This is a genomic window from Guyparkeria halophila (assembly GCF_034479635.1).
Lineage (GTDB): Bacteria > Pseudomonadota > Gammaproteobacteria > Halothiobacillales > Halothiobacillaceae > Guyparkeria > Guyparkeria halophila.
Map to the genome: position 1 here is coordinate 25,943 of NZ_CP140153.1, position 24,126 is coordinate 50,068.

Consider the following 24,126-nt stretch of genomic DNA (forward strand, 5'->3'; position numbering starts at 1 on the left):
TTATCTTGTGACGCTGCTTCACGCCTCCAGATGGTTGGGAACCAGATTCCCCTTGCGTCCTGCCTCGCGGCCGGTGGATGGCTCGGGGTCGGAGCGACAGGGACGTCGCTCCGAGGCTCGCCGTGACAGGAGGTCACGTCGAGCCGGCCCCGAAAACAGCCGCCGGTCGCGAGGCTTCGAGTCCGGACACCGTCCGGGCTCGAAGGCCCGCAGGGCCAGGACGCCGGGGTGCCCTTCTTTTCGCCCCTTTTCTTGGGCAAGCAAGAAAAGGGGCTCGCGCGCCGAGCACGGTGGCTCAAACAGAACGTATCCGAGTCTCGGGCGCGCGAAAACTCTGACGATGGCTCTATGTGACCACTCACGCCCACGAGACCAACGCCCTCAACCATCTGTTGTTACAATAACCGCAACCAACACATCCCATTCCCACGGCCGACCCACACAGGTCGGCCGATCGTTTTTCCAAAACATTTCAGGAGCATCCGATGGACATCAACGCCATTCGCGACACGATCGAATCGGCCTTCGAGCGCCGTGCCGAGATCAACCCGTCCAACGCCCCGGCCGACGTGGTCGAGGCGGTCGAGACCGCACTGGCCGGTCTGGACGACGGCTCGCTGCGCGTCGCCGAACGCCGTGGCGTGGGCGACTGGCAGGTCAACGAGTGGCTGAAGAAGGCCGTACTGCTGTCGTTCCGCCTGCGCAACAACGAGGTGGTCTCCGGCGGTGACGTGAACTACTTCGACAAGGTCCCGACCAAGTTCGCCGACTGGGACCAGGCGCGCTTCGAGGCCGCCGGCATGCGCGTGGTGCCGAACGCCGTCGCCCGTCGCGGCAGCTTCATCGCCAAGAACACCGTCCTGATGCCGTCCTACACCAACATCGGCGCCTACGTCGACGAAGGCACCATGGTCGACACCTGGGCGACCGTGGGCTCCTGCGCCCAGATCGGCAAGAACGTCCACCTGTCCGGCGGCGTCGGCATCGGCGGCGTGCTCGAGCCGCTGCAGGCCGCGCCGACCATCATCGAGGACAACTGCTTCATCGGCGCGCGCTCCGAGGTGGTCGAGGGCGTGATCGTCGAGGAAGGTTCGGTGATCTCGATGGGCGTCTACATCGGCCAGTCGACCAAGATCTACGACCGCGAGACCGGCGAGATCCACTTCGGTCGCGTCCCGGCAGGCTCCGTGGTCGTCTCCGGCAACCTGCCGTCCAAGGACGGCAAATACAGCCTGTACTGCGCCGTGATCGTCAAGAAGGTCGACGAGAAGACCCGCTCCAAGGTCGGCATCAACGAGCTGCTGCGCGACGTGTGATCCCGGACGGGCAACGGCCCGCCTGACCAATACGACGCTGTTTCCGGGCCCGCCTTTCGACTAGCATCAGTCGAAAGGCGGGCCTTTTTACGTGCACAGGGAGTGGGCGGATGGTGGTAGGAAGGACAACGACGATGACACGGCGAGTGGGCGAATCCCTGCTCGCCTTCGTCGGCTGGTGGCTGACCGCCTGGCTGGTCAGCCAGGCCTACCCGGCGGTCGCCGACCACCTGCCCATCTCGCTGCTCTGGGTGGCCAATGCACTGGCCTATGGGGCGGTGCTCAGCCTGGGCCCGCGCCTGATTCCGGCCTTCACCCTCGCCGCACTGACCTGGAACATCGCCCGCGGCGATGCCCTGCCCGAGATCATCATCGGCACCGGCGCCTTCTTGGTGGTGATGCTGTTCGTGATTGTCTTCTCGCGCCTGCTGGAGGCCCGAGTCGAGCAGGACCAGGCCCGGCGCCTACTGCGCGTGCCGATCATTGCCATCGCCAGCGCGAGCGTGTTCACGCTGCTGGGGGTGTGGCAGTTCGCCGGCGGCGGGCTGCCGACCACCGAGCTGGTCATCGCCCTGTGGCTGTCCGAGGCCACCTCGGTGCTCCTGTTCACGCCACTGGTCCAGCAGGTGGTCTCCGCACAGGCCCGACACCATGGCCCGCCGCGGTTCCGGCCGATCACCGGCGTGATCGCCGCCTGGACCCTGACCGCCTTTCTCGTGCTCGCCGCCCTGCTGCTGGTGGGGCAACAGGACGGGCCGGGGCGCGACTGGCTGCCGTACCTCGCGCTGACGGTGCCCATGCTGGCCGTCTACCTGCTGCCCACCTCGGTCACCCGCTTCGCGGTGGCCGGCTTCGTGCTGGTATGGGTGGGGGTCCACTACGCGGTCTTCTCCCGCCCGGATGGCCTGGTCGAGGTCAACGCGCTGCTCAACGGGCAGATGATCATCTTCACCGCCACCCTGATCGCGTTTCTCGCGATCGAGTCGGTGCTCTCCTTCGAGGTCGCCAACCGGCGACTCAAGGCCGCCCGCCTGCGTGACGGCGTGACCGACCTCTACAACGACCTGGGGCTGACCCGGCGCCTGCGCGAGCTGTCGGAACCCGGTCAGCCGCATCGTCGGCTTGCCCTGGTGGGGGTGCAGGTGCCCGACGTCGACGACCTCTCCGCGCTGATCGGGCTGGACGAGGTGCACCGAGTGGAGCGGTTGATCGGCGAGGCGCTGCGCGAGGTGCGAACCGATACCGAGATGCCTGCCGGGCGACTACAGCCGGGCCTGTTTGCCATGCTGGTCCCCGAACACGGCGAGGCGGACCGGGCGACCCGGATCGCGGCCCAACTGCGCGCCGCGATCGACCGCGCCGAACGCGAGGGCCAGCTACCGACCGCCCGGCAGGGCGTGCGACTGGCCGTACTCGACACCGTCACCGCCAGCGACCACCAGCACCTGACCACGGTGCTCCTGATGGCCTGCCAGAAGGATGCCGAGCGCGACGACAGTCCGTTCCATCATCACCGCGAGGCGGCCATCGACCTGATCGAGGACCACCGCCGCACGCTCGAGTGGGCCCGCAACCTGCGCGAGGCCCTGGCCGGCGAGAGCCAGGCGGGCGGTTTCGTTCTTTTTGCCCAGCCCATCGTCGACCGGCACGACCCCGGCGCCCACCGCATCGAGGTGCTGCTGCGCTGGCGAGCGCCGGATGGGCGCATCGAGCCACCGGGCGCGTTTCTCGAGATCGCCGAGGATTTCGGCCTGATGCCGAAGATCGACCGCTGGGTACTCGACCATGCCCTGGCCGCCGTCGACCGGCAGCCCCCCGGCATTCACCTCACCGAGATCGCGATCAACCTCTCGGGCGATTCGCTGGCCGGCGACTGGTTGCCGGCGCGGATCGAGGCCCTGCTCGAGGACCACCACTGGCCGGCCGAACGCCTCTGCCTGGAAATCACCGAGACCATGCTGATCCGCGACACGGTCCGGGCGCAGCGCAATCTCGCGGCCCTGCACGATCTGGGCGTCGCGATCGCGATCGACGACTTCGGCACCGGGCGGGCGACCTTCTCCTACCTGCAGCACTACCCGGTCGACGAGCTCAAGATCGACGGCAGCTTCGTCCGCCGGCTGGCCGAGTCGAGCTTCGACCGCGAGGTGGTCAAGGCCACGCGTGCGCTCGCCGATCACCTCGGCTGCCGGGTGGTGGCGGAATTCGTCGAAACCCCGCGCCAGGTCGAGCTGCTCGAGGAGCTGGGGGTGCACTTCCATCAGGGCTATGGCGTGGCTCAGCCGATGCCCCTGACCGATTACCTGGCCAGCCTGCCCGCTTACTGACGAGCCGGCACTAATCGACCGGACCGGCCAGAGCGCCGCTCACCGACGAGGTCGACGTTCGCCGGCAGTGATCAGGAGCCGGTGCGCTGCCCCACGCCGTGGGTGACGAAACCGGGGCCCTGGTGCCCCGGCCCCTCGTCGAGCAGCGCCTTGCCCTCGGCGAGAATGAGCCACTCCAGTCCGGGCAGATCCTGCGAGAGGTCGCTGGCGCGCACCAGCATGTCGGCCCGCTTGGGCCCACCGCTCTGATAGGCGAGCTGGCGCGGGTGGAACAACTCGACGATCAGCAGACCACCGGGGCGCAGGGCGGCCGCGGCGCGGCGATAGACCTCACGACGGGCCGGCGGTTCGAAATGCAGGTAGATCAGCACGACGGCATCGAAACCGTCCTCCTCCCAGTCCCACTCGGTCAGATCGGCACAATGGACCGCCAAGCTGACATCGCGCTCATCGGCCAGTTGCCGGGCCTTGCCGCAGCCCACGGCCGAGTAGTCGATGCTGGTCACGTCGAAGCCCTTCTCGGCCAGCCAGACGCCGTTGCGCCCCTCACCATCGCCGAGGACCAGCACGCGCCCGCCCGGCGGCAGGCGCCAGGACTGGCTCAGCAGGAACTCGTTGGGATGGGTCCCGTAGAGGAAATCGACCTGGCCGTACTTTTCGTTCCAGAACTCGGACATCGGCTGGCTCGCGCCCCTGGTGGCAAATGGGATCAGTCTACGTCATCCCGCCCGGCCTGCATGGCGGCCGGCACCGGGAAGATCACCCGGAAGCAGCTGCCCTCGCCCGGCGTGCTGTCGATTTCGAGCCTCGCGCCGTGGCGCAGGGCCACGTGCTTGACGATGGCCAACCCCAGACCGGTGCCTCCCCGCGAACGCGACCGCCCCACGTCGATGCGATAAAACCGTTCGGTCAGGCGGGGAATGTGGCGCGCCTCGATGCCGATACCCGAGTCGCATACCGAGAACACGGCCCGACCCTGGTCGTCACGGCCCCAGCGCACATCGACGCGCCCACCGGCCGGGGTATATTTGACGGCGTTGAAGACGAGGTTGGAAAACGCCGACTGCAGTTCACGCGGCACGCCCCACAATGTCAGCGCGGGGTCGAGATCGGCACGGATGTCGTGGCCTTCCTCGCCGGAGACGAGTCGCGCGTCGTTGAGAATGGGCTCGACCAGGCGAGCCACGTCGATCGCCTCGAACCAGTCGGCATCGGGTTGCGAGGTCTCGAGCCGGGACAGCAGCAACAGGTCCTCCACGATCCGCCGCATCCGGTCGGCCTGCTGGTGCATGTTCGACAGGATGCGGTGCATCTGCGGATCGTGACCCTCCTCAGTATCGAGCAGGGTCTCCACGTAACCGGCCAGCACGGTCAGCGGGGTGCGCAACTCGTGCGACACGTTGGCCACGAAGTCCTGGCGCACCCCCTGCAGACGATGCAGGGCGGTGACATCGCGGCCGATCAACAGGTAACGATCCGAGCCGTAGGGCTCGATCCGCAGGCTCAAGGTGCGCGTTTCGTCCGCCGGTGCCACCAGTTCCAGCGCCGGTCGGTCACTGCCCTGCTTCAACCAGGCGATGAACGCCGGGGTGCGCCAGAGATCGTCCAGGCGCAGGCCGATGTCGGAGCGGTTGAGCCCGAGCATGTCGATGGCGGCACGATTGAGCCACTCGATCTCGCGCTCGTCGGTAAGCACCACCATCGCATCCGGTACGGTCATCGCCGAGTGGTGGTAGCGCTTGAGCAGGGCGACCAACCGGCGCTGGCGTCGGGACCACCGCCGACTCAGGCGTCGCTGGCGCACCTGGATCAGGCCAGGCAGCCCCCAGACGCGGCGCGGCTGCGAGGTGATGGGCAGCGCACGCGCCAGGTAGATCACTCGCCAGAGCAGCGCGGCCGTATAGGTCGCCAGCCCCACGACCAGGGCCAGCAACCAGGCAAGCCCCCAGCCCATCGCCGCACCGCCCCAGACCACCATCGAGGCCAGCGCCAATGCCGCCAGGACCAGGATGCCTTCCTCCCGCCACGCCCGCCGGCGCGCCTCGGCCAGGCGCAACTGTCGTAGCTGGGCGCGGCGCTCGAGTCGCGTCGACCGGGTGGCAATGGGGGGCTGAAAGGGTTTCGGGTCGGTCATTGACGGATCAGTCGCGGATCGGACGGCCGGAGGCGCGAGCCGCGCACCTCATCGGGGCGAGAGACGGTAACCCACACCACGCACGGTCTGGATCAGGCCATCATAACCGCTCGGCGCCAGGACCTTGCGCAGGCGCAGGATATGCACGTCGACCGTCCGCTCCTCGACGTAGGCGTTCTGCCCCCAGACACGATCGAGCAACTGCGCGCGGGTAAACACGCGATCCGGGTGCTTCATGAAGAAGGCCAGCAGGCGAAACTCCGTCGGCCCTATCTCGATCGGCTCGTCGGCGGCAGTCACGCGGTAACTCTCCTGGTCGAGCTTCAACCCCGCGATGTCGAGAACGGGGTTCTCGGTCTCCGGCGACACACGACGGAGTACAGCCTTGATCCGGGCCATCAGCTCGCGTGGCGAGAACGGCTTGGTGACGTAGTCATCCGCGCCGGCCTCCAGCCCGCTGACCTTGTCCTCCTCCTCGCCGCGCGCGGTGAGCATGACAATCGGCACATCGCGGGTCAGCTCGTCACGCTTGATGCGTCGGGCGAGCTCGATGCCGCTGGCCCCCGGCAACATCCAGTCGAGCAGGATCAGGTCGGGCTGCTTTTCCGCCAGACGCTCGAAGGCCTCCTGCACATCGGCCGCCTCGACCAGGTCGTAGCCTGCCCGCCCCAGGGCAAAGGCGACCATCTCGCGAATCGGCTTCTCGTCCTCGACGATCAGTATGGTCTTTTGCATTCGGTCATCCCGGCCAGGGCCGGTCCTCGCAACAATCAGTGTGAGCGGAACGCCAGGGAACCGAGTGGAACCCCGACCATCTGCCGGCATTAAACGCCGTCGCGATGACAGCAGCATGACAAGATGACAGCGTGACGGGAAGCACCATGCGGACTCGCAACCGCAGGCCGCCACCACGGCCGTCTGACCGCGAGTCAATTCGCCCTCGAGAACTTGCTAGACTTGCCGGCCCGACCACCCGACACACGGTGCCTCAATGAGCAAAGCGGACCCTGACATCGTTGCCCTGGATGTGGCGCGCGCCCTGGCCGAGGATATCGGTAGTGGCGACGTCTCGGCGCAGCTGATCCCGGCCGATGAGACCGCGCATGCCCGCATCATCAGCCGTGAGCCGGCGATTCTCTCCGGGATCGACTGGGCGGATGCCGCCTTCCGACGCGTCTCGCCGGCGGTACGGATCGAGTGGGCCGCCGCCGACGGCGACCGCCTGTTCCCGGAACAAAGCCTGTGCCTGCTCAGCGGCCCGGCGCGTGCCCTGCTCACGGCTGAACGGGTCGCACTGAATTTCCTGCAGACGCTCAGCGCGACGGCCACGGCCACCCGTCGATACGTCGAGGCCGTCGAGGGCACCGGCGCGCAGATCCTCGACACCCGCAAGACCCTGCCCGGCCTGCGCTACGCGCAGAAGAAGGCCGTGACCGATGGCGGCGGCACGAACCACCGCATGGGTCTGTACGACATGGTGATGATCAAGGAGAACCACATTCGGGCGTCGGGGTCGATCACTGAGGCCGTTCGTGCCGCCGGGGTGGTGGCGCGCGACCTGCCGCTGGAGGTCGAGGTGGAGACGCTCGAGCAACTCGAGGAGGCGCTGGACGCCGGGGTCAAGCGAGTGCTGTTGGACAACTTCGCCCTGGGTCAGCTGCGCGAGGCCGTCCGACTCACCGCCGGCCGGGCCAAGCTGGAATCCTCCGGCAACGTCTCGCTCGAAACCGTACGCGACGTGGCCGAGACCGGCGTCGACTTCATTTCCATCGGCGCACTGACCAAGCACCTCGAGGCGATCGACCTGTCGATGCGGTTCATCGACTGATCACGCATCGAGGTCGCCGGGCGGGTCACTCGAACTCGTAGTATTCCTGGTTCATCCAGGCGGTGACCGCGTCGACCTCCTCGTCGAACCACGGCAGACCAAAGTTGTTGGCACAACCCTGGACCATGGTGCGCAGGCTCTCGTAGCTGCCCATGTTGCCGGCGTCCGCGCGCGCTTTGAACCACTCGTCGTTGTGCGGAACCATGTGGCACTCGGAACAGTTCTCGGCAAAGAGCTCACCGCCCCAGGCGATATCGGGTTCGGCGGCCACAGGGGCGGCGAGCATCAGGCCGGCGATAAGGCCGAGCATTCGAGTCGGGTTTGCGTGCATCGTCATCTTCCTGGTTCGCATGGCATTGCCACTCCTTTTCTGCTGCAATTCGATCGCGCGGGCCATCTTCAGGGCCGCATGGAGTTTGAGTGTAGGACGCCGACACTGATAGGAAAATCAATTTTTCCTATCCGGAACAACAATTTTCACTTGATAGGACTATCGATGATCACCGTCTATGGCATCCCCAACTGCGACACCGTGAAGAAGGCCCGCGCCTGGCTGGCCGAGCAGGGGCTGGAATATCGCTTTCACGACTTCAAGAAGGCGGGCGTACCGGAAGCCCAACTGGATGACTGGCTGGAGCGATTCGGCTGGGAGACGGCGATCAATCGCCGGGGCACGAGCTGGCGCCGCCTGCCGGCAGAGGACCGCGAGGCGATGGACGCCACCCGCGCCCGCGAGGCGGCACTCGCCAACCCGAGCCTGATCAAGCGCCCGGTGGCGGAACACGACGGCAACACCCTGATCGGCTTTGCCGCCGACGACTGGCAGGAGGCTCTGGCATGACGGATGCGACCATCGATCTTGCGCGCGACCTGATCCGCCGCCCCTCGGTCACCCCGGACGACCAGGGCTGTCAGGCGCTGATCGCCGGGCGGATCGCCCCGCTGGGCTTTGCGATCGAATCCTTGCGCTTCGAGGAGGTCGACAACCTCTGGGCGGTACAGGGAGGTCGGAACACCGCCGCTCCCTTGTTCGTGTTCGCCGGACACACCGACGTGGTGCCGACCGGCGAGGCCGCGCGCTGGACCTACCCGCCGTTCGGTGCCGAGATCCATGGCGGTCGCCTGTACGGGCGCGGCGCGGCGGACATGAAGGGCTCGGTGGCCGCCTTTGTCACGGCCACCGAGCGCTTCCTCGCCCGACAGCCCGACCCGGCCTTCCGGTTGGGCTACCTGATCACCAGCGACGAGGAGGGCCCCGCGCAGCACGGTACCAAGCGCGTGGTGCAGTGGCTGCGCGAAAAGGGGATTTCCATCGACTGGTGCCTGGTGGGCGAACCGTCGAGCCGCAACCGGCTGGGCGACGAGTTCAAGATCGGGCGGCGCGGCTCGATCACGGGCAATCTCGTCATCGAGGGCCGTCAGGGCCACGTCGCCTACCCCCACCTGGCCGATAACCCGGTGCATCGCGCCGCGCCGTTCCTGGCCGAGCTGGTGGGGATCGAATGGGACCAGGGCAACGCCCACTTCCCGCCCTCGACCCTGCAGATCGCGAACATCCAGGCGGGCACCGGCGCGAACAATGTCATCCCCGGCGAGCTCTCGGTGCAGTTCAATCTGCGCTTCAACACCGAAACCTCGGTCGAAGACATCAAGAGTCGGGTGGAGGAGTTGCTCAAACGCCACGGCCTGAGCTACCAGCTCGACTGGCATCTCTCGGGCGTCCCATTCCTCACCCGCGACGACGGGCCGATGGTGGGGGCGGTCGAACGGGCGGTCGAAGGGGTACTGGGTAGTGCGCCGACGCCGTCGACGGCGGGTGGGACCTCGGATGGGCGGTTCATCGCGCCGACCGGCGCCCAGGTAATCGAGCTCGGCCCGCTCAACGCCACCATCCATCAGATCGACGAGCATGTCGCCGTCGAGGACCTCAAGATGCTGTCGGCGATCTACGAACGGCTGCTCGACGAGCTCGACGCGGAGGCCCGACGCCTCAGGGGCTGACAGGCAGGCGCTGCCCTAGCCCTAGAGGAGAACCAGGTTGTCCCGGTGCACCAGCTCGTTCTCCTCGCGGTAACCGATCGCCGCGGCAATCGCCTGGCTGGAGCAACCGACCAACCGGGCGGCATCGCTGCTCGGGTAGTTGACCAGCCCGCGCGCGAATTCGTGGCCGTCGGCATCGACGATCGAGACCAGCTCACCACGGGCGAACTGTCCCGACACGGCGGTCACGCCGACCGGCAGGAGCGATCGCCCCTGCCCGGCGACCGCCCGGGCGGCGCCGGCATCGACGCGCAACTGGCCGCGCACCCGCAACTGGCCGGCCAGCCATTGCTTGCGCGCCGCCAACCGGTTGGTCGCGGGGCGAAAGTGCGTCCCCAGCGGCTCACCGGCGGCCAGCCGGCAGAGCACATCCGCCTCGCTGCCCGCGGCGACGATGGTCGCCGCGCCGGAGCGGGCGGCGCGCTTGGCGGCCAGCACCTTGGTGTACATGCCACCGCGACCAAGCCGCCCACCTTCCGGCGAGGCCATGCTCTCCAGCTTGGGATCGCCGGCGGTCACCTCGGCCAGCAGCTTCGCATCGGGCTGCTTGCGCGGATCGGCCTCGAACAGCCCCGGCTGGTCGGTAAGGATCACCAGCATGTCGGCCTCGACCAGGTTGGCGACCAGCGCGGCGAGCGTGTCGTTGTCGCCGAAGCGGATCTCGTCGGTGGCGACCGTGTCGTTCTCGTTGACCACCGGCACCACGCCTAGGTCCAGCAGGGTGCGCAGGGTGCTGCGGGCATTGAGGTAGCGCTCGCGGTCGACCAGATCATCGTGGGTCAAGAGGATCTGCGCCGAATGGGTGTCGAACCGCGCCAGCCCCTCGGCGTACGCCTCGACCAGCCCCATCTGGCCGACGGCCGCGGCCGCCTGCAGCTTGGGCAGGGACTCGGGACGCTCCTCCCAGCCCAGGCGGGCCATGCCCTCGGCGACCGCCCCGGAGGTGACGATGAGAATCTCGCGCCCCTCGCGCCGGAGTTCGGCCAACTGGCGCGCCCAGGCGGCGATGGCCTCTCGGTCCAGGCCGCGCCCGTCCCCGGTGACCATCGCCGAGCCGATCTTCACCACCCAGCGCTGATAGCCCCTGACCTCGTCACGCATTCTCAGTCCTCCGTCGACGATCCCGGGCGATCGGTCGTCGCCTCACGCTCCCGCGCCCACTCGGCCTCGAGGTATTCGAGGATCGCCCAGACCAGGGGCTGCGTGCCGGTCTTGTCCAGGGCACTGATCGCGAACACCGGCCCGGTCAGACCGATCTCGGTCGCGAAGCGCTGCTTGAGGGCCTCGATATTGGCCGCGCGCTCCTCGTCCGTCCAGACGTCGATCTTGTTGAGCACCAGCCAGCGCGGCCGCTCGGCGAGCGACTCGTCGTACTTCTCCAGCTCGGCCTCGATTGCCGCGACGCTTTCGACCGGATCGACCTCGTCGTAGGGGGCGACGTCGACGACGTGCAGCAGCAGGTTGGTGCGTGCCAGGTGCTTGAGGAAGCGGATACCTAGACCCGCCCCCTCGGCTGCGCCCTCGATCAGGCCGGGGATGTCGGCGACCACGAAACTGCGATGCGGCTGGGGGGCCACCACGCCAAGATTCGGGTAGAGGGTGGTGAACGGGTAGTTGGCGACCTTCGGCCGGGCATGCGAGATGGCGCGAATCAGGGTCGATTTGCCCGCGTTGGGCTGACCGAGCAGACCGACATCGGCCAGCACCTTGAGCTCGAGACGCAACCGGCGCTCATCACCGGGCGTTCCGTCGGTCTTCTGCCGCGGCGCCCGGTTGATCGAGCTCTTGAAGCGGGTGTTGCCCAGGCCGTGCCAGCCACCCTTGGCGACCAGCAACTCGGCTTCGGCCTCGACCACTTCGCCGATCACCTCGCCGGTATCCTCGTCGTGGACCACCGTACCCAGCGGCACGTGGACGTAGAGGTCGCCACCCTTCCGGCCGGTCATGTTGCGGCCCGCGCCGTTCTTGCCCCGCTCGGCCTCGTAGTGGCGCTGGAAACGGAAGTCGGCCAGGGTGTTGAGGTTGACGTCGCCGACCAGGTACACCGACCCGCCATCGCCGCCATCGCCGCCGTTTGGTCCGCCGAATGGCACGTACTTCTCGCGGCGGAAGCTCACCACGCCGTTGCCGCCATCACCGGCCTTGACCTTGATGGTCGCTTCATCGACAAATTTCACGACACGATCCCCACAATTCCCTGTCCGATTGCGGACAGACCACAAACACGAAAGCCCCGCTCGCGGGCGGGGCTCAGACGACGGTCACCGGCCAGCCGGGCTGACCGCCAACTCACATCGTGCCGGTTCAGGCCGACTCGATGCTGACGAAACGGCGGCTCTTCGGACCCTTGACCTCGAACTTCACCTGACCATCGGTCAGGGCGAACAGGGTGTAGTCGCGGCCGACGCCCACGTTGCTGCCGGCGTGGAACTTGGTGCCACGCTGACGAACGATGATGCTACCGGCGGAGACGGCTTCGCCGCCGAAACGCTTCACGCCGAGGCGCTTGCTTTCACTGTCGCGCCCGTTCCGGGTAGAGCCTGCTGCTTTCTTATGTGCCATGGTTCAAGTCTCCTGGTCTGGTCACCGGGCGCTTAAGCGCTGATGCCGGTGATCTTGAGTTCAGTGTAGGCCTGGCGGTGGCCCTGACGCTTCATGTGGTGCTTGCGGCGGCGGAACTTGATGATCTCCACCTTCTTGCCACGACCCTGGCCGACGATCTCGGCGGTGACGCTCGCGCCATCGACGTTGGGCGTGCCCACCTTTATGTCAGAGCCGTCGCCGACCATCAAAACCTGATCCAGCGTCACGGTGCTGCCGGCTTCGCCAGAGAGCTTCTCGACGCGCACCTTGCTGCCTTGCTCGACGCGGTACTGCTTACCGCCGGTAACGACCACTGCGTACATGCTGTAAAACCCGAATGTTTATGCGTAAAAGGGCTGGCGACACGAAGGCATCGCCAGCCGGCGTTGTTAACGGAAGGTCTGCACGAATTCGATGCCACTCTGGCCAGTCGAGCCGCTCGTGATCGAGGCGCCGACGTCGCTGGCGTGCCGGCGGCCACGTCAAGACGGCGCAACGACTAGCACGGGCGGCTCGGCTGGCCCCGAAGGGCGGGCCTTGAGCCGGCCACCTGCGGCGTTGCCGCCCTTGGAAAGGGAATCACCCTGTCCGGCGGACGGTCGCCTTGCATCTGCCCGGCTCAAGGCCCGCAGAGCGGTATCGAATTCGTGCAGGCCTTCCGTAAAGGCGCGCAATCTTAGCGACCCACGCCTCGCTCGTCAAGGGCTTATGCCTCGACTTCCGCCGCGTCGATCACCTTGAGACCACTGTCGGCCTGCATGGCCTCGTACTCGTCCTCGAAGAAGAACTTGTCCTCACCGAAGGCCGGCGTCAGCTCGTTGAGCCAGGTGGCCTGTTCGTCGTACTTGGCGAAGAATGGCCGCTGCACCCAGTCCGGGTTGCGGCCCTGGACAAAGCGCAGCACGAACACCTTCTCCCCAAAGATCTCGGCCACGCCCTGCACCTCGACCTTGCCCGGTCCGGCGGACATGGACGGCCCGCGCGCGGTGCGCGCCAGGCCCGAGACCTTCTTCATGGCATCACGGTAGATGCGATGCGCCTCGGCCAGCGGCACCTCGAAGCGGTACTTCGCACCGGTGTCGCGCTCGACGAACATGTAGTACGGAATCATCCCCAGGCGGACCTGCTCGCGCCACATGCGTGCCCAGACCTCGCCCGAGTCGTTGATGTGCTTGATCAGCGGGCTCTGGGTGCGGATCTCGGCACCGGTCGCGCGGATGCGCCGGACCGCCTCGCGGAAGATGGGATTCTCCATCTCCTGGTAGTGGTTGATGTGCGCCATCACCGCGACATGCTTGCCGGACTCGACCAACCGCTCGAACAGGCCCAGCAACTCGTCGGCGTCCTTATCGGTGACGAAGCGGTACGGCCAGAACGACAGCGCCTTGGTACCGATGCGCACGGTCTGCACGTGCTCGAGACGCTCGTCGAGCAGCCCCTCGAGATACGGCGCCAGGTGCTTGGTCTTCATCACCATCGGGTCGCCGCCGGTCATCAGCAGGTCGGTCAGGTTGGGGCGCTCGGCCAGGTAGTCGAGCAGCTGGCCGGCCTCCTTGGAGGCGATCTTGAGATCCTTGTCGCCGACGAACTGCGCCCAGCGAAAGCAGAAGGTGCAGTAGCTGTGGCAGGTCTGGCCCTGGCTCGGGAAGAACAGCGCGGTCTCGCGGTACTTGTGCTGCACGCCCTCGACCGTCTCGCCGTTGACCTCGGGGAGGTTCATCTCCATCTGGCCGGCCGGGTGCGGATTGAGCTGGTGACGCAGCTTCCAGGCCAGCGCGGTGATCTCTTCCTTGGGCGCCTCGCGACGATGCAACTCGGCCATCTGCTCGTACATCTCGGGGTCGAGCATGTCGCGCTGCGGGAAGGTCAGGGCGAAGATCGGGTCGTCGGGGGCACGGTCCCAGTCGATCAGGTTCTCGATGACGTAGTTGTTGACGCGAAACGGCAGCACGCTCGCCACCACCTTCATCTCGAACAGCACCTCCTCGCCCAGGCGCTTGAGCGGCTCGATCTTGTCGAGGTGGCGATCGGTGAAGACCTGCAGCTTGGGCGCTTGCCCGTCCTGCGTACCCGCCGCTTCCTGCTGGCGGGTTCCGGGAATGCTTCGCTTGGCAACAGTCGTCATAAAACCTCGTCTGGTGCGCATGGAATGGGGCCGTGCCGACCACAAAGGCCGGCGAATTCTAGCCCATTTCCCGATAAAAACAACCGCTTATACGTGCGCATGCCATCCAAACAGGATGGATCCATGGTCACGACCTCCAACCCGGCCGGCGTCTCGGCGACCATGCCATCTCCGTGATCGACGCCACCCGTGAACCCAGCGGAAATCGCAAAGCAGCCATGATCGATCTTCGCCACTGGAGCCTCGCCCTGACTCTCTCCGTGACCACGGGCCTGGCCGCGCTGCTTGCCGGACACGCCGAGCCACTGGGTCTGGCGGTGCTGCTGCCATTGCTGGGGCTGGGCCTGATCGTCGCCACCCGCGGGACGATCGGCCCGATGACCGCGGCCATCGCCATCGGCCTGGGCGTGATCCTCACCCTTCATCTCTGGCCCGGATTTGAAAACCCGCGAATCTGGCAGGACCGACACTTCTGCCGCGACTGCCTGCCGCACAGCCTCTACCTGTCGGTCGACCAGGCCCTGCTGGTGGCGGCCTGGCTGCCGTTGGTCATCGGGCACTGGCGGGCAGCCAACCCGATGCCTCTGCTGACGGCCAGCGTGGCGACCATCGCCGCGGCGGTCGCGCTGGGCATCGCCACCGGCCTGTTCCGCTGGCAGCCCGGCTGGCCCGGCCTGTCGCTACTGACCCTGTTTGCCGCGGCGAACCTGGTCACCGTCGCCGCCGAGGAAGTGCTGTTCCGCGGCCTGCTCCAGCGCCACCTGCTGGCCCGACTGGGCGCGACACCGGCCTGGTGGCTCACCGCCGTGCTTTTCGGCCTGGCCCACCTGCCCTTCGGCATCGAATTCGCCGCCGTGGCCACCGTCGCCGGACTGGGCTACGGCTGGGTGGCCTGGCAGAGCCGTTCGCTGTGGCCGGCTATCGGCCTGCACTGGCTGGTCAATCTCACGCACTTCTCGCTATTCAGCTACCCGATGCTGGCCTGAGCAGCGCTCATCGTCTCGTCTACTCTCAGCCTGCACGCCACTGAATACCGGCCGCGAGGAACCGCCATGTCCCGTGCTCAACTTGCCCTGCTCGCCCTCCTGCCGCTGTTGCCAATGTTCCCGCTGCTCGCCGCCCACCCCGCACAGGCCGAGCCGACGGTCGAGACGGTCACCGACGAGCTGCACCACCCCTGGGCCCTGACCTTCCTGCCCGACGGCAACCTGCTGGTCACCGAGCGGCGCGGTCGGCTCTGGCGGGTCGACCCGGCGAGCGGCGAGCGCCAGGCGATCGACGGCCTGCCCGAGGTCGACCACCGCAACCAGGGTGGCCTGCTCGACGTGCTCGCCCACCCGGCGCAGGCCGACAACCCATGGACCTACCTGACCTGGGCGGGGCGCTGCGATGGCGGCAATGCCACCCACCTGGGTCGTGGGCGGCTGGAGGGCAACCGGCTGGTCGACTTCGAGACATTGTTCGTCGCCACCCCCTGCGTCGATTCCGGCATCCACTTCGGCTCGCGGTTGGCCTTTGATCGCGACGGCTACCTGTTCATGACCGTCGGCGACCGCGGCGAACGCAATCGCGCCCAGGATCTCGCCGACCACAACGGCTCGGTCCTGCGATTCCACCCCGATGGCCGCATTCCCGCAGACAACCCGTTCGTCGACCGCCCGGACGCCGAGGCCGCGATCTTCAGCTATGGCCACCGCAACCCGCAGGGCGCGGCCACCCACCCGCACACCGGCCGTGTCTGGATTCATGAACACGGCCCGCGCGGCGGCGACGAGATCAACATCCCGGTCGCCGGGGAAAACTTCGGCTGGCCGATCCAGACCTACGGCCGGGAGTATGCCGGACCGGAAATCGCCCCGGACGAAGTGGAGGGCGTCACCGGTCCGCTCCATCACTGGACACCGTCGATCGCCCCCTCCGGCATGACCTTTTACGACCACGATGCCGCACCCGACTGGCGGGGCAACCTGTTCGTCGGTGCATTGGCCAAGCGCCACCTGGCCCGGCTGCAACTGGATGGCGAACGCGTGGTCAGCGAGGAACGCTGGCTGGCAGAACGCCACTGGCGTGTCCGCGATGTCGAGGTCGGGCCGGACGGGGCACTCTGGGTGATTACCGATCATGCCGATGGCCGACTGCTCCGATTGACCCCGGACTGACCGCCGACTGACTGCCAATCCGCGGCCGGGCTTGCGCCTGCCAAACGAGGCACCTATAGTCCTGACACCATGAAATTCATGCACCTGGTCACCCTGCTGCTCGCCCTCTGGGCACCGCTGAACGCGGTGACCGCCGGCGTGGCCATGCTCGATTGCCCGATGAACGACACGATCGAGCACTCGGCCGACTGCCCGAGCATGAGCGGCACGGCCGAGGAGCCCACTGCCTCGGCCGGCTGTGACCATTGCGGCAACTGCGTGCTGCTGGGCGGCTTCTCCCTGCCGGCCCAGGCCACCCCGGCCGCCATCCACCAGCCCAACGGCACCCTCGAGGCGCCGTTGGCCGATTCGGTGGCCCCGGGCGTTCCGAGCACCCCGTTCCGCCCTCCCCTCTCGGCCTGACACGGCCGAGCACCCCGCGGGCACCACACACCCCGCGACACCTCGGCTGACCCAGCTTCCTGCTGACCGTCTTCAACCGAGGAAACCACCATGAACCAATCGATTCTCTCGCGGGCCGCTGCGGCCTGGCTGGTGATGGTCGTGTCGACCATGCCGACGCTGGCCGACTCGTTGGCCGACACCGGACCGCGCCTGACGCTGGAAGCGGCCGTACAGGCCGCGACCCAAAGCGACGAAGGACTGCAGGCCGCCGACAGGCGGCGTGCCGGGCTCGCCGCGACCGCCGAGGCCGCCGACGAACTGCCCGACCCGCGGCTGTCCGTTGCCCTGCAGAACGTGCCCACCGACAACTACAGCCTGAGCGATTCACCCATGACCCAGACGGTGGTGACGCTCTCGCAAAGCCTGCCGCCGGGGGACACGCTCAGCTTCCGCGGTGAGCAGGCCGAGGCCCGAGTCGCCGGCTCGGTAGCCGCCCTGACCACCGCCGACCACCAGCTCAAGCGCGACGTGCGCCGACTCTGGCTGGCCATCTACCGCGAAGAGGCCCTGGGCCACCTGCTCGAGACCGAGCGTGAGTTGTACCGCGAGCTGCTGGAAAGCGCGCGCACCGCCTACCAGGTCAACGAAGCCAGCGGCAGCGATCTCGTTGCCCTGCAGGCGCGCCTGTCGCGCATCGGGGACGCCCTCGATCGACGACAGGGCGAGGCCCAGGCCGCGCGCGCCCGTCTGGCACGCTGGGTGGGCGAGGCCGCCGAGCGCCCCCTGCCCGAATCACTGCCTGCCAGCCTGACCGACGAACCGACAGGCGAGCTCGATCACCAGCCCGAACTCGAGCGCCTGCGCGCCGAGCTCGAGGCCGCTCGAGCCCAGGTGGGCGAGGCCGAGGCGCAATTCGCCCCGGAAATCGGCCTGCAGGTTGGCTATGGCCTGCGGGCGGGTAGCGAACCCAACACGCTGTCCGCCGGCGTGAGCGTGAGCCTGCCGATCTTTGCCGAGCGCCGCCAGTCGCCCCGGCTGCGCGGAGCGCAGCAATCGGCCCAGGCCGCCCAACTCGACCTGACCAAGCGCGCGCGTGACCTCGCGGCCGAGGCCGACGGCATCCGCGCCCGGCTGGCCGCCCTGGATCGCCGCATCACCCGCTACCAGAACGACATCATTCCCGAACTGCAACAGGTCGCCGAGATGATCCGCGGCGAGATCGGCGCCGGAAGGGGCGAATTCGACGCCCTGATCGAGGCCGAACGCGCCGTGGTCGAGGCCCGCCAGGAGCTGCTCACCCTGCGCCTCGACCGCGCCGATCAACTCATCGACCTGCGCTACCTGCTGGAGCCGACCGCATGAAGACCCGCAAGCATCGCAATCCGACCTTACGCATCAAGCGATTCACACGCGTCACCCTACTGGGCTCGGCCCTGGTCACCCCGGCGGTACTGATGGGCATCAATCCGGCGATCAGCTCGGTGATGGCGGCTGACCAGGGCGACCAGACCGACCACGACAATCACGATCACGCCCAGTCCGCGAGTGACGGCGGCGACACCGTGACCCGCTGGACCTGCCCGATGCACCCACAGATCGTCGAGGAGGAACCCGGTAGCTGCCCGATCTGCGGCATGGACCTGGTCGAGAAGGAATTCCCCGCCGAGGAGACTGGCGCGGACGCCCACGCCGGCCATGCGCACGCCCAGGCCTCAGGCGATGGCGGCGATACCGTGACGCGCTGGACCTGCCCGATGCACCCGCAGATCGTCGAAGAGGAGCCCGGCAGCTGCCCCATCTGCGGCATGGATCTGGTCGAGAAGGAGTACCCGGCCAGCGAGGTGGCCGGCGGTGAGTCGAGCTCCCGCCAGCAGGTGCCCAGCTACCCGAGCGTCTCGGTCGACCCGATCACCGTGCGCCACATGAACGTGGTGATCAGCGAGGCCGCCGAGCGGCAACTGGCCGGCGAGATCCGCACGGTGGGCACCGTCGGCTACGACGAGGACCTGCTCGCCCACGTCCATCCGCGTGCCGAGGGCTGGGTGGAGACGCTCAAGGTCGCCTCCATCGGGGCCACCGTGAACAAGGGCGACGTGCTGTTCGAGGTCTACTCCCCCGACATCGTTTCCGCCCAGCAGGACTACCTGGTGGCCCTGCGCCGCGGCATGAGCGACCTGATCGAGTCCAGCCGCGCCCGGCTGGAACTGCTGAACGTGCCCAAGGCCACCATCAACCGCGTCCGCCAGCAAGGCAAGGTGTCGCGCACCATCCCGCTGCTGGCGCCGCAGGACGGCTACGTCGCCGAGATCAACCTGCGCGAAGGCATGTACATCCGCCCGGACATGGAGCTCTACACCATCGCCCGCCGCGACCGCGTCTGGGTCAACGTCGACGTGCTCGAACGGCGCATGCAGGCGGTCGACGAGGGCCAGACCGCGCGCATGCATGTCGACGGCGTCCCCGGGCGCGAATTCCAAGGCACGGTGGACTTCGTCTACCCGGAACTCGACCCGCAGTCACGCACGCTGCGGGTGCGGCTCGCCTTCGACAACGCCGAGGGTCTGCTGCGCCCCAACCAGTTCGCCGAGGTCACCCTGAGCCCGGCGAATGCCCCAGAGGTGCTGGCCGTGCCGTCGACCGCGATCATCCCCGCCCCCGGTGGCGCCCGCGTGGTGGTACGCACCGGCGAGGGACGCTTCCGACCGGTGGCGGTGGAGACCGGGGTCGAAACCGGCGGCTACACCGAGATCGTCTCGGGGCTGAAGGCCGGCGACCAGGTGGTCGCCTCCGGTCAGTTCCTGATCGACTCCGAGTCCAGCATCCAGGCAGCCTTCTCGCGCCTGTCCGGCTCCAGCGGAAATGACAAGCCGTCGGACGACTCGACCGGCGACGAGCATGCGGGGCACCAGCAACGATGAATGCCAGTGACGAGGCAACGGAACGTACCACCCGGTGGCGGAACGAAGGGAGCGCTCCCCTGGCGTTTTGCCTCGTGGCCGGGAGGTGGCCGGGTCGGAGCGACAGGGACGTCGCTCCGAGGCTCAGCGTGACAGGAAGTCACGTTGAGCCGACCCGAAAAGCCGCCTCCCGGACACGAGGTCTGCCCGAAGGGCCAAAGCGTGGGGTGTCCTTCTTTTCCCCTCTTTTCTTGGACAAGCAAGAAAAGAGGGTCGGGCGCCACGCACGGCGCTCGAACTCATGCCGCCTCGCGCAACGGGCGCACGAAACCGTTCCACTCCGAGACAACACCTTCCCGACTGACCACCATCCGCGGCAAACCGCATGGCGGCCGTCCGAGGAGACCCAGACATGATCGAAAAACTAATCCATGCCTGCATCCGCCTGCGGGTGCTGGTCGTTCTGCTGGCCGCCCTGCTGGCGGTGGCCGGCTGGGCGAGCTGGAAGGCGACCCCGCTGGATGCCATTCCGGACCTGTCCGACACGCAGGTGATCGTCAAGACCAGCTATCCCGGTCAGTCGCCACAGGTGGTCCAGGACCAGGTCACCTATCCGCTGACCACGCGCCTGCTGGCCGTGCCCGGCTCGACGGCCGTGCGCGGCTACTCGTTCTTCGGTGACTCCTACACCTACGTCACCTTCGAGGAGGGCACCGATCTCTACTGGGCACGCTCGCGGGTACTCGAATACCTCAACCAGGCGGCCGGCGACCTCCCCGAGGGCGTCACCCCCAGCCTGGGGCCGGATGCGACTGGCGTGGGCTGGGTCTTCCAGTACGCGCTCAACGACCCGACCGACCAGCACGACCTCTCGGAGTTGACCACGCTGCAGAACTGGTTCCTGAAGTTCCAGCTCGAATCGGTCGCCGGCGTCTCGGAAGTGGCCACCGTCGGCGGCATGGTGCGCGAATACCAGATCGTGGTCGATCCGCAGCGTCTGCGGGTATTCGGCATCTCGATCACCGAGCTGCGCAACGCGATCGCGGAGGCCAATCGTGAAGTGGGCGGCGGCGTGATCGAACGCGGCGGCGCCGAGTACATGATCACCAGCCGCGGCTACCTGCAGTCGGTGGACGACATCACCCAGATCCCGGTGGGCGTCTCGGATTCCGGCACGCCGATCACGATCCGCGATCTGGGTCGGGTCGAGGTCGGGCCGGCCGAGCGGCGCGGCATCGCCGAGCTCGACGGCCAGGGCGAGGTCGTAGGCGGCATCGTGGTGATGCGCCACGGCGAGAACGCCCGCGAGGTGATCGCCGCGGTCAAGGAGAAACTCGAGGACGTCAAGTCCGGCCTGCCCGAGGGCGTGGAGGTGCTGACGACCTACGACCGCAGCGGCGTGATCGAGCGGGCGGTCGCCTTCCTCGAGAAGAAGCTGGTCGAGGAGATGATCGTGGTGGCCTTGGTCAGCCTGATCTTCCTGTTCCACCTGCGCTCGGCGCTCGTCGCCATCGTCAGCCTGCCGCTGGGGATTCTCGCGGCATTCATCGTCATGCACTGGCAGGGCATCAACGCCAACATCATGTCGCTGGGCGGGATTGCGATCGCCATCGGCGCGATGGTCGACGCGGCGATCGTGATGATCGAGAACGCCCACAAGCACCTGGCGCGCTACCGGGAGCAATACGGACACGCCCCGAAAGGCGAGGAACACTGGCACCTGATCGGCCGTGCCTCCGCCGAGGTGGGGCCGGCCCTGTTCTTCTCCCTGCTGATCATCACCCTGTCGTTCCTGCCGGTGTTCGCCCTGGAGGCGCAGGAAGGCCGGCTGTTCGCGCCACTGGCCTACACCAAGACCTACGCCATGGCCGCGGCCGCCGGGCTGGCCGTGACGCTGGTGCCGGTGCTGATGGGCTATTTCATCCGCGGGCGGATTCCGAAAGAGGAAAGCAATCCGCTCAACCGCTTCCTGATCTGGGGCTACCGACCGTTGCTGTCCGGCGCACTGCGCTTTCCGAAAACCGTGCTGGTCGGCGCGCTGCTGCTCCTGCTCTCGGCCGTGCTGCCGTTTGCCGGCGTTTCCGGCTTCCTCGCACCGCTGAAATGGGCCGGGGACACGGACTGGCAGGCGCAGGTCACCGACTGGCAGTCCGGCCTCGAGCGCCAGTGGCAGGGGTGGTTCGACGACTCGCCCCGACTCGCCGCGCTGGGTACGGGGATGGGCTCGGAGTTCATGCCGCAACTCGACGAGGGCGACCTGCTCTACATGCCCACCACCCTGCCGGGTCTGTCGGTGGGCGAGGCGCGCCTGCTGATGCAGCAGGTCGACGCGCTGATCGCCGAGGAACCGGAAGTCGAACGCGTGTTCGGCAAGATCGGCCGCGCCAACACGGCCACCGACCCCGCCCCGCTGACCATGATCGAGACCAGCATCACGCTCAGGCCGCGTGATGAATGGGCCGAGGGCGTGACGCTCGACGACCTGATCGAGCGGCTCGATGACAAGGTCGACTTCCCCAGTCTGAACAATGCCTGGGTCATGCCGATCAAGACCCGCATCGACATGCAGACCACCGGCATCCAGACGCCGATCGGCATCAAGATCACCGGCCCGGATCTCGAGCAGATCGAGGCGATCGGCCAGGAGGTCGAAACCGCACTCAAGGGGCTGCCCGGCACGCGCAGCGCGTTTGCCGACCGCACCTCCGACGGCCGTTACGTGGTCATCACCCCCGACCGCGCCAAGGCCGCACGCGTGGGGCTGAACATCGGCGAGATCCAGCGGGTGATCAGCCTGGCCGTCGGCGGGGTCAAGGTGACCGACACCGTCGAGGGATTGGAACGTTTCCCGGTCAGCCTGCGCTACCCGCAGGCCGATCGCGATTCGGTCGAGGCACTGCGCGACCTGCCGATCGTCACGCCCACCGGGGCGACCGTGGCGTTGGGCCAGGTCGCCAGCATCGAGATCGAGTCTGGCCCGCCTGTGATCAAGTCGGAGAACAGTCGGCCGGCCGGCTTCGTCTTCGTCACCACCCGGGGCGTGGATCTGGGCGGCTACGTCGCCCGCGCCAAGCAGGTGCTGCGCGAGGAGGTCGACCTGCCACCGGGCTACGCGATCGAGTGGGCCGGCCAGTACCGCTACATGGAACGCGCCGCCGAGCGCCTCAAGCAGGTCGTGCCGCTGACACTCGCGATTATCTTCCTGCTGCTGTATCTGGCCTTCCGCCACAGCGGCAAGGCGGTGATGATCATGGGCAGCCTGCCGTTCGCGCTGATCGGCAGTTTCTGGCTGCTCTGGGCGCTGGAGTACAACCTCTCGATCGCGGTGGCGGTGGGGCTGATCGCCCTGGCCGGCGTGGCCGCCGAGTTCGGCGTGGTGATGCTGATCTACCTCGATCAGGCAATCAAGCGTCACCAGGAGGAAGGCCGGTTCAACACCCGCGACGATCTCAAGGCGGCCCTAATGGAAGGCGCGGTGCTGCGGGTGCGCCCCAAGGCGATGACCGTCGCCGTGATCCTCGCCGGCCTGATGCCGATCCTGGTCGGCGTGGGCACCGGCTCGGAGGTGATGTCGCGCATCGCCGCGCCGATGGTCGGCGGCATGATCACCGCACCGATCCTGTCGATGATCGTCCTGCCGGTGATCTACTGGCTGTGGCGGCGACGCAAGTTGCCCGAGGCGAGCTGACGCACCGCCTCAGGCGCGATCGTCCGAGCGAATCACCCAGCGGATTCGCCCACGCAGAAAGGCCGGCAATTTGCCGGCCTTTCTTTCGTGCCTCGCGGGGCGGGAAATCAACCGCGATGAGGGGATGATTTCACCTCATTGAGGGCCAGCGGCCGCCCGCGCAAACCCGTGCAGTGCCTGGCGGATCTTTCCCTGCACCAGGGCGGCGCAATCGCCGATGCCATGACGTTCGACGAGATAGCCCGCCGTGTTGTAGGCCACCTTGACGGTGTCCCCGTCTTCCCAGATCAGCATCTTCATGGGCAGGTCGATCGCCACCGTCGGCGCACACTTCATCAACTGGGTGCCCGCCGCGGGGTTGCCGAAGATCACCAGCCGCGTCGCCGGCATCTCCATGTCGACCGTCTTGGCATTGGCCTGGTGATCGACCCGGGCCATGACCGTCAGCCCCTTGCCCTCGACCGCCTCGATCAGGCGCGCTTCGGTCTCGGCCACGCCGTGCTGACTGTCGATGACGACCATGCCATCAGCCGCCAGCACGCCGACCGGCAGCCACAGGGCCGCTGCAGCAAAAACGGCAAACCGCAACATACGCTCAATCCGTGCCTTCATGACGAGCCTCCTCTGGTTGAGTTATCCACCAAC

21 protein-coding genes are annotated in these 24,126 nt (G+C 67.4%); 11 read left to right on the top strand and 10 right to left on the bottom strand.

Features of this window, described 5'->3' with window-relative positions:
- The first annotated feature begins 491 nt into the window (after nucleotides 1-491).
- Both dapD and SR882_RS00125 read left to right on the top strand, forming a co-directional pair.
- The gene (gene dapD, locus SR882_RS00120; RefSeq protein ID WP_322522367.1) at nucleotides 492-1,316 is read left to right on the top strand and encodes a 2,3,4,5-tetrahydropyridine-2,6-dicarboxylate N-succinyltransferase; all 825 of its coding nucleotides are present in this window, start codon (nucleotides 492-494) and stop codon (nucleotides 1,314-1,316) included.
- A 134-nt stretch (nucleotides 1,317-1,450) separates the two neighbouring features.
- Nucleotides 1,451-3,643, top strand: coding sequence for an EAL domain-containing protein (locus SR882_RS00125; RefSeq protein WP_322521333.1), 2,193 nt, complete (start codon nucleotides 1,451-1,453; stop codon nucleotides 3,641-3,643).
- Between the two features lie 71 nt (nucleotides 3,644-3,714).
- On the opposite strand, the gene SR882_RS00130 is transcribed toward SR882_RS00125, so the two are convergent.
- The 3 genes from SR882_RS00130 to phoB are packed head-to-tail and all read right to left on the bottom strand — an operon-like array spanning nucleotide 3,715 to nucleotide 6,512.
- Nucleotides 3,715-4,320: a class I SAM-dependent methyltransferase gene (locus SR882_RS00130; RefSeq protein ID WP_322521334.1), complete on the bottom strand. Its 606-nt coding sequence runs from the start codon at nucleotides 4,318-4,320 to the stop codon at nucleotides 3,715-3,717.
- Nucleotides 4,321-4,352: 32 nt separating this feature from the next.
- Nucleotides 4,353-5,777, bottom strand: a complete 1,425-nt coding sequence (gene phoR, locus SR882_RS00135; RefSeq protein ID WP_322521335.1) for a phosphate regulon sensor histidine kinase PhoR — start codon at nucleotides 5,775-5,777, stop codon at nucleotides 4,353-4,355.
- 48 nt (nucleotides 5,778-5,825) lie between these two features.
- Nucleotides 5,826-6,512, bottom strand: coding sequence for a phosphate regulon transcriptional regulator PhoB (phoB, locus tag SR882_RS00140; RefSeq protein ID WP_322521336.1), 687 nt, complete (start codon nucleotides 6,510-6,512; stop codon nucleotides 5,826-5,828).
- 256 nt (nucleotides 6,513-6,768) lie between these two features.
- On the opposite strand from phoB, the gene nadC reads away from it, so the two are divergent.
- A complete protein-coding gene (gene nadC, locus SR882_RS00145) occupies nucleotides 6,769-7,605 on the top strand; it encodes a carboxylating nicotinate-nucleotide diphosphorylase (protein ID WP_322521337.1) in 837 nt (278 codons plus the stop codon).
- A 25-nt stretch (nucleotides 7,606-7,630) separates the two neighbouring features.
- Here the strand turns inward: nadC and SR882_RS00150 are convergent, their stop codons facing one another.
- Nucleotides 7,631-7,936 (bottom strand): c-type cytochrome, encoded by a 306-nt coding sequence (locus tag SR882_RS00150; protein WP_322521338.1) that lies wholly within the window; start codon nucleotides 7,934-7,936, stop codon nucleotides 7,631-7,633.
- Nucleotides 7,937-8,101: 165 nt separating this feature from the next.
- Between SR882_RS00150 and SR882_RS00155 the strand changes: the two genes are divergently transcribed.
- Together SR882_RS00155 and dapE are read left to right on the top strand one after the other, a co-directional pair.
- A complete protein-coding gene (locus tag SR882_RS00155; protein ID WP_322521339.1) occupies nucleotides 8,102-8,446 on the top strand; it encodes an arsenate reductase in 345 nt (114 codons plus the stop codon).
- Nucleotides 8,443-9,606, top strand: a complete 1,164-nt coding sequence (gene dapE / locus SR882_RS00160; RefSeq protein WP_322521340.1) for a succinyl-diaminopimelate desuccinylase — start codon at nucleotides 8,443-8,445, stop codon at nucleotides 9,604-9,606. Before SR882_RS00155 ends, dapE begins: the two co-directional genes overlap by 4 nt.
- A 21-nt stretch (nucleotides 9,607-9,627) precedes the next feature.
- On the opposite strand, the gene proB is transcribed toward dapE, so the two are convergent.
- The 5 genes from proB to SR882_RS00185 all read right to left on the bottom strand — a co-directional run bounded on the left by proB (nucleotide 9,628) and on the right by SR882_RS00185 (nucleotide 14,353).
- Nucleotides 9,628-10,746 (bottom strand): glutamate 5-kinase, encoded by a 1,119-nt coding sequence (gene proB / locus SR882_RS00165; protein WP_322521341.1) that lies wholly within the window; start codon nucleotides 10,744-10,746, stop codon nucleotides 9,628-9,630.
- A gap of 2 nt (nucleotides 10,747-10,748) precedes the next feature.
- Nucleotides 10,749-11,822, bottom strand: coding sequence for an Obg family GTPase CgtA (gene cgtA, locus SR882_RS00170; RefSeq protein ID WP_322521342.1), 1,074 nt, complete (start codon nucleotides 11,820-11,822; stop codon nucleotides 10,749-10,751).
- Between the two features lie 127 nt (nucleotides 11,823-11,949).
- Nucleotides 11,950-12,207 carry a 50S ribosomal protein L27 gene (rpmA, locus tag SR882_RS00175; protein ID WP_322521343.1) on the bottom strand — a complete coding sequence of 86 codons (258 nt, stop codon included), beginning with the start codon at nucleotides 12,205-12,207 and terminating at the stop codon, nucleotides 11,950-11,952.
- 32 nt (nucleotides 12,208-12,239) lie between these two features.
- Nucleotides 12,240-12,551, bottom strand: coding sequence for a 50S ribosomal protein L21 (gene rplU, locus SR882_RS00180; RefSeq protein WP_125198165.1), 312 nt, complete (start codon nucleotides 12,549-12,551; stop codon nucleotides 12,240-12,242).
- A 383-nt stretch (nucleotides 12,552-12,934) separates the two neighbouring features.
- Nucleotides 12,935-14,353, bottom strand: coding sequence for a KamA family radical SAM protein (locus tag SR882_RS00185; protein ID WP_322521344.1), 1,419 nt, complete (start codon nucleotides 14,351-14,353; stop codon nucleotides 12,935-12,937).
- Between the two features lie 218 nt (nucleotides 14,354-14,571).
- Between SR882_RS00185 and SR882_RS00190 the strand changes: the two genes are divergently transcribed.
- The 6 genes from SR882_RS00190 to SR882_RS00215 all read left to right on the top strand — a co-directional run bounded on the left by SR882_RS00190 (nucleotide 14,572) and on the right by SR882_RS00215 (nucleotide 23,481).
- Entirely contained in the window at nucleotides 14,572-15,339 is a 768-nt protein-coding gene (locus SR882_RS00190; RefSeq protein WP_322521345.1) for a CPBP family intramembrane glutamic endopeptidase, read from the top strand.
- Between the two features lie 66 nt (nucleotides 15,340-15,405).
- The gene (locus SR882_RS00195; RefSeq protein ID WP_322521346.1) at nucleotides 15,406-16,512 is read left to right on the top strand and encodes a PQQ-dependent sugar dehydrogenase; all 1,107 of its coding nucleotides are present in this window, start codon (nucleotides 15,406-15,408) and stop codon (nucleotides 16,510-16,512) included.
- A gap of 69 nt (nucleotides 16,513-16,581) precedes the next feature.
- On the top strand, nucleotides 16,582-16,914 hold the full coding sequence (locus tag SR882_RS00200; protein WP_322521347.1) for a hypothetical protein: 333 nt from the start codon (nucleotides 16,582-16,584) through the stop codon (nucleotides 16,912-16,914).
- Nucleotides 16,915-17,004: 90 nt separating this feature from the next.
- Nucleotides 17,005-18,258, top strand: a complete 1,254-nt coding sequence (locus SR882_RS00205) for a TolC family protein (protein WP_322521348.1) — start codon at nucleotides 17,005-17,007, stop codon at nucleotides 18,256-18,258.
- Nucleotides 18,255-19,814 (top strand): efflux RND transporter periplasmic adaptor subunit, encoded by a 1,560-nt coding sequence (locus SR882_RS00210; protein WP_322521349.1) that lies wholly within the window; start codon nucleotides 18,255-18,257, stop codon nucleotides 19,812-19,814. The genes SR882_RS00205 and SR882_RS00210 overlap by 4 nt, the downstream gene beginning before the upstream one ends.
- A gap of 391 nt (nucleotides 19,815-20,205) precedes the next feature.
- Nucleotides 20,206-23,481, top strand: a complete 3,276-nt coding sequence (locus SR882_RS00215; RefSeq protein WP_322521350.1) for an efflux RND transporter permease subunit — start codon at nucleotides 20,206-20,208, stop codon at nucleotides 23,479-23,481.
- Between the two features lie 135 nt (nucleotides 23,482-23,616).
- Here SR882_RS00215 and SR882_RS00220 read toward each other — a convergent pair whose 3' ends face one another.
- On the bottom strand, nucleotides 23,617-24,093 hold the full coding sequence (locus tag SR882_RS00220; protein ID WP_322521351.1) for a DUF302 domain-containing protein: 477 nt from the start codon (nucleotides 24,091-24,093) through the stop codon (nucleotides 23,617-23,619).
- Between the last annotated feature and the right edge of the window lie 33 nt (nucleotides 24,094-24,126).

What these genes read in the sequence shown, in the direction of transcription:
- SR882_RS00200 (WP_322521347.1), top strand. Translation starts at nt 16,582, where the DNA reads ATGAAATTCATGCACCTGGTCACCCTGCTGCTCGCCCTCTGGGCACCG.
- SR882_RS00210 (WP_322521349.1), top strand. Translation starts at nt 18,255, where the DNA reads ATGAAGACCCGCAAGCATCGCAATCCGACCTTACGCATCAAGCGATTC.
- phoB (WP_322521336.1), bottom strand. Translation starts at nt 6,512, where the DNA reads ATGCAAAAGACCATACTGATCGTCGAGGACGAGAAGCCGATTCGCGAG.
- phoR (WP_322521335.1), bottom strand. Translation starts at nt 5,777, where the DNA reads ATGACCGACCCGAAACCCTTTCAGCCCCCCATTGCCACCCGGTCGACG.
- SR882_RS00185 (WP_322521344.1), bottom strand. Translation starts at nt 14,353, where the DNA reads ATGACGACTGTTGCCAAGCGAAGCATTCCCGGAACCCGCCAGCAGGAA.
- SR882_RS00150 (WP_322521338.1), bottom strand. Translation starts at nt 7,936, where the DNA reads ATGCACGCAAACCCGACTCGAATGCTCGGCCTTATCGCCGGCCTGATG.
- SR882_RS00205 (WP_322521348.1), top strand. Translation starts at nt 17,005, where the DNA reads ATGAACCAATCGATTCTCTCGCGGGCCGCTGCGGCCTGGCTGGTGATG.
- SR882_RS00195 (WP_322521346.1), top strand. Translation starts at nt 15,406, where the DNA reads ATGTCCCGTGCTCAACTTGCCCTGCTCGCCCTCCTGCCGCTGTTGCCA.
- dapE (WP_322521340.1), top strand. Translation starts at nt 8,443, where the DNA reads ATGACGGATGCGACCATCGATCTTGCGCGCGACCTGATCCGCCGCCCC.
- SR882_RS00190 (WP_322521345.1), top strand. Translation starts at nt 14,572, where the DNA reads ATGATCGATCTTCGCCACTGGAGCCTCGCCCTGACTCTCTCCGTGACC.
- SR882_RS00220 (WP_322521351.1), bottom strand. Translation starts at nt 24,093, where the DNA reads ATGAAGGCACGGATTGAGCGTATGTTGCGGTTTGCCGTTTTTGCTGCA.
- rplU (WP_125198165.1), bottom strand. Translation starts at nt 12,551, where the DNA reads ATGTACGCAGTGGTCGTTACCGGCGGTAAGCAGTACCGCGTCGAGCAA.
- proB (WP_322521341.1), bottom strand. Translation starts at nt 10,746, where the DNA reads ATGCGTGACGAGGTCAGGGGCTATCAGCGCTGGGTGGTGAAGATCGGC.
- SR882_RS00130 (WP_322521334.1), bottom strand. Translation starts at nt 4,320, where the DNA reads ATGTCCGAGTTCTGGAACGAAAAGTACGGCCAGGTCGATTTCCTCTAC.
- SR882_RS00125 (WP_322521333.1), top strand. Translation starts at nt 1,451, where the DNA reads ATGACACGGCGAGTGGGCGAATCCCTGCTCGCCTTCGTCGGCTGGTGG.
- SR882_RS00155 (WP_322521339.1), top strand. Translation starts at nt 8,102, where the DNA reads ATGATCACCGTCTATGGCATCCCCAACTGCGACACCGTGAAGAAGGCC.
- SR882_RS00215 (WP_322521350.1), top strand. Translation starts at nt 20,206, where the DNA reads ATGATCGAAAAACTAATCCATGCCTGCATCCGCCTGCGGGTGCTGGTC.
- rpmA (WP_322521343.1), bottom strand. Translation starts at nt 12,207, where the DNA reads ATGGCACATAAGAAAGCAGCAGGCTCTACCCGGAACGGGCGCGACAGT.
- nadC (WP_322521337.1), top strand. Translation starts at nt 6,769, where the DNA reads ATGAGCAAAGCGGACCCTGACATCGTTGCCCTGGATGTGGCGCGCGCC.